The 12,025-nt window shown below is 54.5% G+C and carries 13 protein-coding genes; 8 read left to right on the forward strand and 5 right to left on the reverse strand.

Features of this window, described 5'->3' with window-relative positions:
• Positions 1 to 271 (reverse strand): hypothetical protein (locus tag DMG62_00295; protein PYY24989.1); only part of this gene is annotated, 271 nt, incomplete at its 3' end.
• A gap of 51 nt (positions 272 to 322) precedes the next feature.
• On the opposite strand from DMG62_00295, the gene DMG62_00300 reads away from it, so the two are divergent.
• From DMG62_00300 to DMG62_00310, 3 genes are all read left to right on the forward strand, one after another.
• Complete coding sequence (locus tag DMG62_00300; GenBank protein ID PYY24990.1) at positions 323 to 2,422, forward strand: alpha amylase; 2,100 nt, start codon at positions 323 to 325, stop codon at positions 2,420 to 2,422.
• A gap of 191 nt (positions 2,423 to 2,613) precedes the next feature.
• Positions 2,614 to 2,793, forward strand: a complete 180-nt coding sequence (locus DMG62_00305) for a hypothetical protein (protein ID PYY24991.1) — start codon at positions 2,614 to 2,616, stop codon at positions 2,791 to 2,793.
• 1,383 nt (positions 2,794 to 4,176) lie between these two features.
• Positions 4,177 to 5,568, forward strand: coding sequence for a hypothetical protein (locus DMG62_00310; GenBank protein PYY24992.1), 1,392 nt, complete (start codon positions 4,177 to 4,179; stop codon positions 5,566 to 5,568).
• An 887-nt stretch (positions 5,569 to 6,455) separates the two neighbouring features.
• Here DMG62_00310 and DMG62_00315 read toward each other — a convergent pair.
• Positions 6,456 to 6,986: a hypothetical protein gene (locus DMG62_00315; GenBank protein PYY24993.1), complete on the reverse strand. Its 531-nt coding sequence runs from the start codon at positions 6,984 to 6,986 to the stop codon at positions 6,456 to 6,458.
• Positions 6,983 to 7,729 (reverse strand): hypothetical protein, encoded by a 747-nt coding sequence (locus DMG62_00320; protein ID PYY24994.1) that lies wholly within the window; start codon positions 7,727 to 7,729, stop codon positions 6,983 to 6,985. Before DMG62_00320 ends, DMG62_00315 begins: the two co-directional genes overlap by 4 nt.
• 239 nt (positions 7,730 to 7,968) lie before the next feature.
• Here DMG62_00320 and DMG62_00325 point away from each other — a divergent pair, with 239 nt between their 5' ends.
• The gene (locus tag DMG62_00325) at positions 7,969 to 8,448 is read left to right on the forward strand and encodes a hypothetical protein (GenBank protein ID PYY24995.1); all 480 of its coding nucleotides are present in this window, start codon (positions 7,969 to 7,971) and stop codon (positions 8,446 to 8,448) included.
• A gap of 16 nt (positions 8,449 to 8,464) precedes the next feature.
• Here DMG62_00325 and DMG62_00330 read toward each other — a convergent pair whose 3' ends face one another.
• Together DMG62_00330 and DMG62_00335 are read right to left on the reverse strand one after the other, a co-directional pair.
• Positions 8,465 to 9,271 carry a hypothetical protein gene (locus DMG62_00330; protein ID PYY24996.1) on the reverse strand — a complete coding sequence of 269 codons (807 nt, stop codon included), beginning with the start codon at positions 9,269 to 9,271 and terminating at the stop codon, positions 8,465 to 8,467.
• Positions 9,272 to 9,387: 116 nt separating this feature from the next.
• Entirely contained in the window at positions 9,388 to 9,621 is a 234-nt protein-coding gene (locus DMG62_00335; GenBank protein PYY24997.1) for a hypothetical protein, read from the reverse strand.
• Positions 9,622 to 9,948: 327 nt separating this feature from the next.
• On the opposite strand from DMG62_00335, the gene DMG62_00340 reads away from it, so the two are divergent.
• From DMG62_00340 to DMG62_00355, 4 genes are all read left to right on the forward strand, one after another.
• On the forward strand, positions 9,949 to 10,260 hold the full coding sequence (locus DMG62_00340; GenBank protein PYY24998.1) for a hypothetical protein: 312 nt from the start codon (positions 9,949 to 9,951) through the stop codon (positions 10,258 to 10,260).
• Between the two features lie 211 nt (positions 10,261 to 10,471).
• Entirely contained in the window at positions 10,472 to 10,774 is a 303-nt protein-coding gene (locus DMG62_00345) for a hypothetical protein (GenBank protein PYY24999.1), read from the forward strand.
• On the forward strand, positions 10,764 to 11,555 hold the full coding sequence (locus DMG62_00350; protein ID PYY25000.1) for a hypothetical protein: 792 nt from the start codon (positions 10,764 to 10,766) through the stop codon (positions 11,553 to 11,555). The genes DMG62_00345 and DMG62_00350 overlap by 11 nt, the downstream gene beginning before the upstream one ends.
• Positions 11,552 to 12,025, forward strand: a 474-nt coding sequence (locus DMG62_00355; GenBank protein PYY25001.1) for a hypothetical protein, incomplete at its 3' end; no start/stop codon positions are given. The genes DMG62_00350 and DMG62_00355, both read left to right, overlap by 4 nt.

Consider the following 12,025-nt stretch of genomic DNA (forward strand, 5'->3'; position numbering starts at 1 on the left):
GAGGATCCTCGCTATGGTCCGCATTCGGCAGCATCGCCTGTTCTTCCTCAAAAACGGCAGGAGTCCTGTACCAATGAACCACAGCGGGTAAATGTTTGGTCGCAATTTTTCGCTTTGTTACAGTTTCGGAACAAGCGGAATTCAGATGTGGGACCGGTATGCTGCTGAAATAATCCTGCCAGCAGCCTTCAGCGAACGAAATGCCCGTTCCGTGGTCGGAAATCCGACGAAGAATTATGGCCAACCGAGGACTTGAAGTCACAAGTCGCATTGAATCTGGTCGCTCTCTCAAGTACCGTGTTGGAACTTCTCGAGGTGCGCCATGCCGCTTCCCGATGTTCTCCTGCGCAGACAAAGCAGCTTCTTACTCTGGCGGTCCGCATCTTCGCTCAAAGCCCCGCTTCTGATCATCGGTGAGTTCGCCGCAGGTAATCCCAACACCCTCGCGAATCGAAAGGACATCCCACTCGTCGGCGCAGGACCGACATCTCCTGGCCTGTGGGCTCTGGCCGCATCCGACAGCGGACTCGCGGACGGCATCTATCACTACTGGTTCCAAATTGAAAACACGAATCCCGCGGATCCTGCAGGATCTACAATTCTGTGCACCGATCCGTTTGCCACCGCGGTCGACTGGCGCCTGCTTTCACCGTCGCTTCCTGCCGGCTTCAACGACGACACCGATCGCCAACCCGCCGCTGTAATCAAGCTGAAGCAGGGAAAGCTTCTGGCGGTGGACGCCGGTGGGGAATCCGCAGATTTTCCCGACGACCCTCCTCCCGACACTCTGCCCACCAACAACCAGCTGGTGATCTACGAACTGCCCACCGCCTGGAGCCGGACGCAGGGTTCGGGAGCGGGCGAGCGCGCGGTCGGCAGCTTTCAGGACACTCTGGCCCTGGTAGACGAGAACGCGAGCGGCGCGAATTTCGAAGGATTGGACGTACTCGACCGCGGACGCTCGTACCTGACCGAACTGGGTGTGAATGCCCTCGAACTCCTCCCTCCGGCAGACAGCTTCTTCAAACGTACCTGGGGATACGACACCTCTCATTTCCTCGCGCCGGATTGGGAATTGGGCTTCCCCGACGGCCAGATCTCGTCAACCGCGAACGCGGACCTGGCAGCATTAGTCGAATCCTGCCACCGTCACAAAATCCGCTTTTTCATCGACGTCGTAATGGCGTTTGGCCGTAACGAGGCCTACCAGTGGATCGACTTCGATGATTTCTACATCGCCGATCCCAAGGCAAGCCCGGCTGATCCCGATGCGCTCACATCCCGCCGCGGCGGTGGACAGCAGGAGCTGCGTAACGGCTTCGGCAGCATACTGTTCCGGTACACGCGCCCGCTCAGCAAACCGTCTTACGATCCGATTTCGGGACAGCGCACCGACCTCGCTCCGGCGCGCGCACTCATGCTTGCTTACATCGCGCGCTGGATGCGCGATTTTCGCGTGGACGGTGTCCGAATGGACAGCGTCGAGAACGTCGCCAACTGGGATTTCATTGGAGCATTCAAGGATCTTGCGCGCTCTCTCTGGAAGGAACGCTGGCAAAACGCGGGCCTGGCCCCTTCTGGGGCAGATGAACGTTTCCTGGTGATTGGCGAAGAGCTGTCGCGTCCCCTCGCCATCCTCACTCAGGGACGGCTTGATGCTTTGTGGAACGACGGCTTTCGCGAGCGCATCCGGGCCGCGATCCTCGCGGAGAATGTTGGCGGCGAAAACTTCGAGTTCACTGTGCGCAATGCGATCGACTGCCGAGGCCTGGGCTTTGCCGCATTGGAACAGGCGGTGAATTACGTAACCTCTCACGACGTGGAGGGTCTTCACAAAGAGCGTCTCTTTACCATGTTGAGCAAGGCCGGATTTAAGGATGAGGCTTTGCAGAAGCGAATTCAGCTGGCCTTTGTTTGCCTGCTCACCGCCAATGGGATTCCGATGTTCCTCGCCGGCGAAGAATTCGCAGACCAGAACGATCTATTCGATTCCAACGGCAACGTAAGCGAGGCCGGAGGAAAGCAGGTTGACCCCGTCGACTTTTCCCGTCGCCAAGATGCCTGGCGTGATGCGATCTTTCGGTACGTATCGGAGCTGGTGAAGTTACGAACGACTCATCCCGCGCTGGGCGTGATCGACACGGATTTTATTCATGTGGACTTCAACGACGCAAAGCGCGTACTGGCCTGGAAGCGCGGCAGCAACACGCAGGATCCGCTGGTGGTCGTGGCCAACTTCTCCGACTACCAGACGCCGAACGGTTTATCGGATCCGAATGCGGAATATGTCGTCTCCAACTGGCCGCAGACTCCGCCCGGCCGGGAGTGGCGCGAAGTAACGCAGAAGCGGAAGGTTCTGCCTCAGCAAGTCGGACGAGAACCGATATTCTCCTGGGAGGCAAAGGTGTACAAATTGGCGTAGATCGAAGTCAAGCACTATCGATTGAAACGAATTTCGAAAACACTTCCCCTTTTACAAATTACGGAATTTCGACCGGCGGCTGAGCCTGTCGGCACGGAAGACCGTTCTGGCACAGCGCTTCATAATTGCCTCTGGAAAAAGCTGCCGTTCGGACATAATATGCGTCCATCAAATTCCCATCCGAGCATTCTATGCAACATGGTGCTCACCTTCAGCCCGCTGGTGGCGAATCGGCCACCGAAGGACTGGAAACCCGGTTGTCCAATATGGAACGCAAGCTTGATGAGCTTGCCTCCGCGGGCAAGAAAACCGATGCGCCTGCACCGCCGGAAAAGAAGGGGTGGTGGGAGATGTTAAGTACACGGCGTTAAATGAACCGGAGCGCTTTGAAATCTACGTTCCATATCTGCAAGACCCGTGGTCTTTTATGAGCCTTGCAATACCCACAAAACTACCTTGGAAGGCATAGTTCCGTCACTTCGGCATAAGGTGATGGAGCTTAACAGCAAACAGCCAGCTGAGGCTGTCACGACCATGGACGAAATTGTTTAGCACTCGGTATCAAGACCACGTTTTTATGCATTGATCATTACGATATTTGCCACTTTGGCGCTGGCAGCTGGTTGTTTCGAAGCACAAGCGCAGTGCGTGGAGGGAGGATTTGACCTCATTATCCTTGGGCATTCACTTCCGCCAAAGGACAAAGCTACGCTGATTAAACTGGCGAAGTCAGGCTGTGGCAGCCGTGTATTATCCCTGCGCAGACGGGGCCAAGAACCGCTGCCAGAAGCCGACTACTCCACAGAGAATCGATCCTGACGGACTGCTGGAAGCGGTTAAACGTGTGCTTGGGCTACAAACTGGATCAGATACACATTCAGGCAGTCGGCCAACTGAATAATGTCGACTTCGTTCCGGTAGATACCACCGTACTTTTTCGCGAGCATTCATTTCAACGCTCAACAATCTGGCGCCCAGTCTGATCACGTAGTTGCTGAGTGGCAGCTAGTACTTGTTAGCTCTATTCACCAGCTTTTGCCAAGTTGACTTCCACGTGGACTGCTGGTCGCTTTGTGCCATGAGGATTAACCATCGATGGCGAGTGATCCCGCGAAGCCGGGTGGGACGAAGTAAGAGCGGTTCGATGAGAGCGTGGGTTCTTCGCCCTCATCGAGAAATGAGCCAATTTGATCGGCTAGAAATGAAATCCGCCGCTAACGCCTCCACCATTGTGGATGTCTACGTGCTGCACCTCGTGCGCGAGTACTTGATCGTAGTAATCGCTCAAGCCCTGTTGGTCGCCAGCACTACAAAGTGATAGCGACTGCAAATAAGACTTACCTGGTAAATATACGTAGGTGTCGATTTGCGGATGCTTTGGAGGAATGGTGATTTGCCAGTTCCTACATAACTGCGTCGGATCTGTTGCACAAGCGTAGGGAGGGCCTACCTGTGTTGCTTCCATGCTAAGTCCGAAGACCGGGTCTCCGATGTATAAGACAGTCGCTTCCCTCGACTGTAAGTCGGGGCGTCCGATGGGAACTGCCTACAAACGTCTTAGCCGAAATAAAAGTGGCTCGACCGAAGTCGAGCCGCTTACCGCTCGGTCACCTCTTTCCGGTTGACTTCCTTTCAGCGGAAGCACAAAATTCTGCCACCTCTCCGAAGAGCTTAGCCCAAAAAGCACAGCACCACGCGCAGAGGCCCGGCCTGTACACAGAGTCCACGCCAGCTCGGGCTACACAGGAGGTACTATGCCTGTAATTGCCATCAAACCTGCATCATGTCTTCAGGCGTCTGTCTTCACGGTCGATCTCGATAACTCCGGCGCACAAATTCATATAGGACAACGCAAGCGAGATCCCAATGATGCTTCGTTCGATTTGGCTCGAATCACCTTCCGCGACAGCGGTTTTTTTGACGATCCAGGCGAACTTCAGGCTGCCACGCAGGCGATTCGGCAATCGCGCACAGCAAATCCCAACGGCGCAGTGGTCGTCGTCTTCATTCACGGCTGGCATCACAACGCGGCTTGGGATGTCGGCATGGACTCCGGAGATGCGCATTTCAGAGAGTTCAGAAATGTTTTGGCAGGGCTTGCTCTGCGCGAGGCCGAACGCTATCTGAGGCCGGAAGAAGGTGGTGAAATCGAAATCCGCGGCGGGCGCCGCGTAGTAGGCATCTACCTCGGCTGGAATGGCGATCCCGCGAATTCGTGGCGGGTAAATACATTGCTCAATCACACGACCTTTTGGGGCCGATATGACGTCGCAAAAAAGATCGGAGCCGGCAATGACCTTCGAGCGGCGGTTCGACAGATCGTCGCCAGCACAAAAGATCCGCTGGACGGACAGCAGACCCCCGAATCACCCCTCATCTTGATCGGCCACTCCATGGGTGCTTTGATGCTGGAGTCAGCATTTCTTTCCTTGCTTCGCGCGGAGGATGATCCACTCGTGAGAGCGCCTGGCAATCGCGACACAGTGCAGATTAGGAAGAACGGGCAACGGATTTCGTTCCCGGACGTCTTAATCGCCGTGAATTCAGCAGCAGATTCGCAGATCGCCAAGGACATCAGCGCAGCGCTCCAGGAACGGAAGCTCGAAAAGACGTTTATCTCCACGCAGATCAGGTACGCTCCTCCGCTATTCATTTCCGTAACCTCCACGGCGGATGCGGCAACCGGGTGGATCTGGCGGACTGCCCAGGGACTGCATTTTGGGCGGAGAACCGACGGCCACGACAAGTCGCTCTTGACACACAGATTCACGCGCGAAGACAAGGGGGTTCAATGCGAACCCGCCGGAGCCGTGGACAAGGGTCAAAATTGGCACTGCCTGCGACGTCCTGCGCCCAATGATATAGCCATGCCGAATATAGATATCGATTTGCCGACGCGCGAGCGCGAGGGTCTGGCTGACCGGCAGGTCCCGCATGATCGTTACCGGCTCTCGCCGATCAGGAATGCCGCCAAGCCTCACCTGGCTTGGCTCTTTCAAGTTCCGAGGGAAGTCACAGCGGATCACAATGACATTTTTAACTCTCGCGCTCGCCTCCTGCTGATGGCGATGATCCAGCTTTCAGGCGCGGTGATGAGTTTGGCAAGAGATTGGGAGAGAAATTTTGAACCGCAAATAGTCCAATAAATGGATGAGGGGAGGCGAGAAGTCCCTCCGTTCTGTCAGCGCTCGGTATCTTAATGCGAGACTCCCAGCCCTCTCCTTGAAGAGTATGAATCGCATGCTCGCACACCTGGATCTGTTCTTATCCTGTTGGTCAGATCGCGATCACCGTTCCCCCAGACAAGGGCGGAGTCAAGTAGCTGGTGCCACTCACTAAAGGTCGTCTTTGAGGTCTCCTCGCGTCCCGAGCGTGACTTCATCAAGTCCCAGATCGAGACTGCTGCACACGGCGATTTCAGCAGTAGAAGGACTGCAGGATGACGGACGCAACGTTGAACGAAATGGTTAACGTTCTGGTATTTTTGGCGCGCGCTTATCCTTCGCCGTCTTCTACGATGTCAACCGCCGCATGCGTGCATTGGAGAGTATCGGAAACATGGTGGTGGCGGCATCCTCATTGGAGAGTTGTATGAACGCCATCTTCAAATCCACTCCAGGTGCTCATAATGGGAGCTTCACTGCCGCAGGATTGAGAAAGAATTGCAGTGGAGAGCAAGAGTCTGCGCCTGCATGCGGCCAGAGTTTCAGTAGAAGACACGAATTTGGGACCTCTGAATCTTGCCGACATCCGCGTGCCGACTGGCGATGAACGAAGCCTTCCGGAGGCTGTGAAAAGCCTTCGGTCTGCCAAGTAGTTCGGTACTCAGAACCATTGTATGTAAGTCCGGAATGGCTGCAATCCCTCACCATTACTGAGACCGCAATCAAGAACTCTCTCAGAAGCTTTGGTCGTTCACGAAACGTGTCGTTAGTACGTTTGAGCTAATGCCGATCTCCGTTCCTCTGCGCCGTACTCAGTTACGGCATCGGATTGAGGTAGATCCCGTCATTATGTCGGTCCCAGAACGTTTCTACAGTGCGCTTCCAATATTCGTTCTGCGGTGACCAGAGCGGACAACCAAGTAAGTGCTCACGCCATCCGCCAGCTTGTCGTAGCCAGCCATGAGCGAGTTGGGCATCAAATCGAACTCGGGAAAAAGTCGCTGCAGCCACAAGGTGCTCCAAAGTCCAAGCGAAGCCAGCCGCAACCTGAGTGCGAGCGTAGATAATGCGCGCGCCCGCGTGTGAGTCTCTGAAGATTCCTTGACATCAGTTCGAACGAGCGACTGCACGCTCGCACATCCGTTTGCGATCCATAGCAGGTATTGCTGAATTGCGCTGGTTCTCGCTCTTTTGGCGATCCAGTAATATCGTCCAGGAAGTGAACTCTTCAAGAAAGCATCGTCTTCCTTGCTGAGAAGATTCCTAAAGGCGGAGGCATCGACCATGTGCAGAAAAGGCTTTCCCCCTCGCTTCGGCGTAGGGCGCCTATAGCTTGCCAACAGAACCGCAAGAATCACCAGCAACAAGCCAACAGCAAAGCCGAGCATCATGGCACTCACCTCTTCATCAGCTGGAGTAGGGCCTCGTTCCACTCCTCCAGGCGGGTTTCCGCATTGATCGAAAGTTGCTGGTTAGGTTCGTGCACCGGCATGAGAAAGTAAGCCGCCCAAGTAAATACACAACAATTGTTCACGGTCATGATTACCCAGTTGAAGATTCCTGTGGCAGGCTCCCCATAGATCGCTCTGGCGGTGATGGCTGTAAGCTCTACTGCTCCATAGATACCAAATCCGAGGCACACTCCGGTTGCGTAGTGTTGCCATCCTAGTCCCATCGTAACCGCGAACAGAAACAGAAAACCAAGTAATCCGGCTTCAACAAACGTAACCGTCCGCTTCACAGTGAGAATGCCCGCCATCAGTCTTGTCGTATCGCCTCCCGGTGACGTCCAGGCGATGACGACGGCGACGACCACCAGAACAGCAATTGACCACCCGAAGAGAACGTTCCCCAGTTGCCGCAATCCTAAGTGTTTGTGAAAGGCATTATCGAACATCTCCTTAATAACGCAGAGGACGATGAAGGAACCGAGCGCCTCCGTCACCCAATAAGCATAGAAGTATTCAACAGTGTTGCTCCGTTCCAGAAATAGGAAGCACGTACGACTTATCGTGAAGACCAGATAAGAAAGGAAGATTGGCAGACTGCGCCAAAGCTTCCGATAAAGCATTGCCATGACGATGACGCTCTCTACGATCGTTGGAGATAACCAGAGCGCTAGTTGTAGTATCGTCAGGTGCATGGTTGCGGACTGCGGTCCACAACCATACACCGACTTTCGCTTTCAACAAACCTCCGCCCTACTTATCTGCTAATCGGCCGCACATACACCGGGCGGACAGGTCGGCATAGGATTTCCTCCCTCACCAAATGAACTGGTTGACAGTGTAGCCGCCAGGAGGAGAATAGTAGCTGCAAGCTGGAATAGTCTTTTCACGACGCAACTCCTTGTGTGGATTTGCGTCGAAGGATCGGTTAGAAATGGGCAGTAATTACGAGAAGGACAAAAGCGTTACGCGTTCCGAAAACCTGAATTTCAACAGGCGCTTGTCTCCGTTCGAAGATTTCATGAAGCGAACGATGAGCGTTCTGCAGGGAGTCTGGAGCAAATTGAACTACATCAGGGAACTAAGATCGTCGGACGGAAGGTACAGTCACTGGGGGCTGGTTCGGAGTCACGGCGAGGACGCGACCAACACAATGCTCGCCGACGTCCATTCCGAACTCTATCTACAGGTTCTGCGCACTCCGCTCTCGGAGCTGTTCGAACAACTCGAATTGTCGGCGGAAGATACAGACTGTTCAGGTGCCCGATTGGCCGAGCAACTGTATAAAGAGAGACCGCGGCTTACACCCTGCGATCTGCGCGGAGGTTCTCCTGAGCATCTGCGATCGGTACTGCTGATTACCGATCTTCTGAGTAAGTACTCCTCTGCTCGAGGGAACGGAAATAGTGGATAGCGTGGAGAGACTTACATCAATTCAAGCGTGCCGGGGTCTTTTTGACGCCCATTTTGTCGGGCTCCCAGTCTCCCAGGCGCATGGCGATTCCCACGATTCGACCAATGACTTCCGCTTCCTGGGGGTGACGAAATACACGCGGGGTGGCGGGAGAGAGGGGATGCGGTTGTGTCATCAGCTGCCCATTGCTTAACTTGCACCAGGCGCAGATGAATTCCTCTCGGGTTTCGATGAAGTAAATTGGGCGTTCGTATTCCGATCTCCAGCCTTCGTTTATGATCTCTGCCCGCGTCTCGTCGACCTGCAGGAATGTTCCGGGCATAATGATGGGGTACATCGTGAAGTCTTCCGTACCGACGAACGCATAAGTATGGCCAGTAGTGGCGAGCTGTGACAGAAATGACGCCGGTACCGTTCCCCATTTCTGGATCATGCGCACGACGTTGGTGGTTCGGCGAACATCGAATGCCGGATCAACCACCACTGGAACTTTGAGGTTGAGCGCATTGCGCAGGGCGCTAAACAGATGGGTCTTCGGAATCTGCGCGCATTGAAGAGCCGAGGGTATCGCATCCCAGTCGATCCCATAGAACCCGCACAGATCCCGATAATCCCTTCCGTAGATAGTGGAAAGCGAAAAAAGTCGGAATATATTGGGAAGAACCCCTTTGCTCTCAATGTCGGAAATTCGGCTGATCGGAACGTGCAATTCCGGATTTTCAAACCTTCTCGCGAGGGCAAAGCTCGCCTCTTCGACATCGCGCATGCTTAGGCCAAGCTGCTCGCGAAGCCGTTTTAAGTGTTGCCCGCCGGTCATCGACATGTCATCCACCAACGCTTAAGTTCGTGCACTTCAAGTACGCCGTCGAGCAGCTTCAGGAGGTTCACCAGAAACACCTTTCCGACAGTGCTGCTTCGTGAACCTAAAATTTTGGGCGATTAAGCTGCCTTCTTTGCGGCTCTCTTGACAGCTGACCAGCGCTTCTTTTGGGCTTCTGAGATTCGGCGACGAGCCTCGGCGCTCATATGGCGCCTCTTACGCGAACCGAAGGATCGGATGTTGGAGGTTTCGCGGCGCGGTCCAAGTCCATCACTGCCTGAGAGGATCTTTCGCGCCTGGGTGAGTCGCTCGATTTCCGCATCTATCAATTCCAGCACTCCACTCGTATTCATAAGATCTCCGCTCTTCAAGTCTCGGCCTTCTAGTACTACGGTACTAGGCGCAGAACATACTACTAGATAGGATGGGCAACTGCCGATTCTCCGATCTTGTTGCGCGACTGTTGTCCTGAATTCGGAACATTCTCTGTCGCAAAAGCGGCGCTGTCCAGTCCTGCCTATCCGTTTCCGACTCCTAACTGCCGCAGACGGTCTCGTCAGCAGATCCCGCAGTCCAGGCAGAGGCCTGTTGCAGTTCGGATTGACCCCTTGTTCTGAATTTGGAACACGCAGAGGCAAAATAGTTAGACTTTCAAAGATCGGGATATCCTGCTGGCTATCATGGGAAAGTTAACTGCGCGCGAGCTGGAGCTGGCAATTCTTGTTGCTGCTGGATTTTCCAATCAGCAGATCGCCCGCATGCTCGTCATCTGCCGGCAAACCGTCAAAAATCATATTCAGAACATCTACAAGAAGCTGCAGGTAGAGAATCGAGTCCAACTCTGCTTGTACCTCACTGGCGAGAATGTACAGGATTTGCAGCTTCGCGCTATAGGGAACGGAACATCATTTCGACACTTGCTGCTTTTGCGTGGGAACAATCTGGTAACACTTCGAGTTTCCGAAGGTTACGACTGTCCTGAACGCGCCTGAGTATGACGCTAAAGCACTAATCCGCCGTATCACGCAACATTGATGCCGCAGACGGCTCGACCACGAGCATTTTCTTCAATTAAGCGGTTTTCACAGCCCTACTAATTCCAGTTGAACAATAGACCTTGTTCCGGCGCGGTGGCACTTGGCCTGCGCCGTGTACTCGCCGCGCACCTGGTCTCTGGCCAAATAGAAGGACGGGTTGAGAATTGTGCGCAGCATCTGTGAGCGGCTGAGCCGGCATCTGGCTCTCTGCCTCAATGACAGACGGAATCTCGACTTCGGAGACCGAGTCACTGGTTTCGATCCGTGTTGGAAACAACCGCTGGTGCTCAGTATTGAGCTGTTTCCAAACAGCGTCTCTCTTTACAATTCCGGAATTCCGACCGGGAGCTCAACCTTTGGCACGGAGACCGTTCTGGTACAGCAAGTCATAATTGCCTCTGGAAAAAGCTGCCGTTCGGACGTAATATGCGTAATTCAAATTCCCATCCGAGCAGTCTATGCAGCATAGTGCTCACCCTCAGCCCGCTGGCGGCGAATCGGCCACCGGTGGACTGGAAAGCCGCTTGTCCAATATGGAACGCAAGCTCGATGAGCTTGCCTCCGCGGGCAAGAAAACCGATGGGCCATCACCGCCGGAGAAGAAGCGCTCTGGGTTCTGGCCCGATATCGTCAAGAGTCTGATTCCCAGTCTGGTCATGCTGTGGGCCACCTATGCGATCAAAGACAGTGTCGACAATGCGTTTAAAGAGCGCCAGCTGCAACTACAAAACGTGCAGGCCATGACTCAGTTGCAGAACGCACTGCAGAATCCCAAAATCACCCCAGACGACGCTACCACCGATGCCGTACAGCTTGCCGCCTTCGGACGTTACTCGATTCCCTTTTTCGTCAATGTGCTGGAAGTGGGAGGCGAGAATGCACGCGAGAATGCACAAAAGAGCGCGGAACAGGGGCTCCGAATGGTGAGCCGAACCGAACCGCAAGAAGTCTGCGCGGCGATGAACCGAATCATCACTAATCATACCGGCCTCTATACCTGGACCACGCACCTTAGAGCCCTGATATTGCTTGGCGAAGCCGGCTGCGGGTCGAGTTACGCCGACGTCTCCGCATATGTGAAGGAACTGTCTGCCCCTAGCGTCCTGCAGAAGTGGGTGGGGCCTACGCCGGTGCCCGATCAGAGCGAGTACGACCGCATAGCGAAACAGGCGGCCGCAACCAAGTCGTTACTCGGATCGGCGCCGAAACCGCACTGGTGGAACAGCATCCCGGCTGGAGGAACTAGGTGAAGCAAGTTACGAACATGTGCTGTGCTTATGTGGACGATGTAAATGTTCCCCCGGGTGTGGAGGTTCCGAAGGTGTTGCTAAAACGCGCCAACTTGCTGCGCGACACGTTTCTTCGCGATCTAAATGTCACGTTACAGGATCAGGCCTCAGCAAAACGATGCTTGGGGAGAAAGCCCAGGGAAAAATCGGAGTATAACGACGCACAGATCAATTCTTTGGACAATCTTCGCGTTGTGATGGAAGTGTGGGGCGCAATCGAAAATCAAAGTACCGGGGAGGGGGAATTTGGATTCGTACTGGTACCGACGCGTTCCATCGCTCCGCCTGCGGTATTTGTGGTCAAAGATAACTTCAATGGCAAACTCGATTCCATTTTGAAGCGCAACAAACAGCGGCAGGCCTTCGCTCCCGTCGTCCTCGGCACGCGGTATTACCAGAACCACAAGTACCTTGACGCCCTGCCGCTGCTT

This window comes from Acidobacteriota bacterium (assembly GCA_003225175.1).
Classification (GTDB): Bacteria; Acidobacteriota; Terriglobia; order Terriglobales; family Acidobacteriaceae; genus Gp1-AA112.

Coding starts and splice junctions, on each gene's coding strand:
- DMG62_00300 (PYY24990.1), top strand. CDS start 323: ATGCCGCTTCCCGATGTTCTCCTGCGCAGACAAAGCAGCTTCTTACTC.
- DMG62_00305 (PYY24991.1), top strand. CDS start 2,614: ATGCAACATGGTGCTCACCTTCAGCCCGCTGGTGGCGAATCGGCCACC.
- DMG62_00310 (PYY24992.1), top strand. CDS start 4,177: ATGCCTGTAATTGCCATCAAACCTGCATCATGTCTTCAGGCGTCTGTC.
- DMG62_00320 (PYY24994.1), bottom strand. CDS start 7,729: ATGCACCTGACGATACTACAACTAGCGCTCTGGTTATCTCCAACGATC.
- DMG62_00325 (PYY24995.1), top strand. CDS start 7,969: ATGGGCAGTAATTACGAGAAGGACAAAAGCGTTACGCGTTCCGAAAAC.
- DMG62_00330 (PYY24996.1), bottom strand. CDS start 9,271: ATGTCGATGACCGGCGGGCAACACTTAAAACGGCTTCGCGAGCAGCTT.
- DMG62_00335 (PYY24997.1), bottom strand. CDS start 9,621: ATGAATACGAGTGGAGTGCTGGAATTGATAGATGCGGAAATCGAGCGA.
- DMG62_00340 (PYY24998.1), top strand. CDS start 9,949: ATGGGAAAGTTAACTGCGCGCGAGCTGGAGCTGGCAATTCTTGTTGCT.
- DMG62_00350 (PYY25000.1), top strand. CDS start 10,764: ATGCAGCATAGTGCTCACCCTCAGCCCGCTGGCGGCGAATCGGCCACC.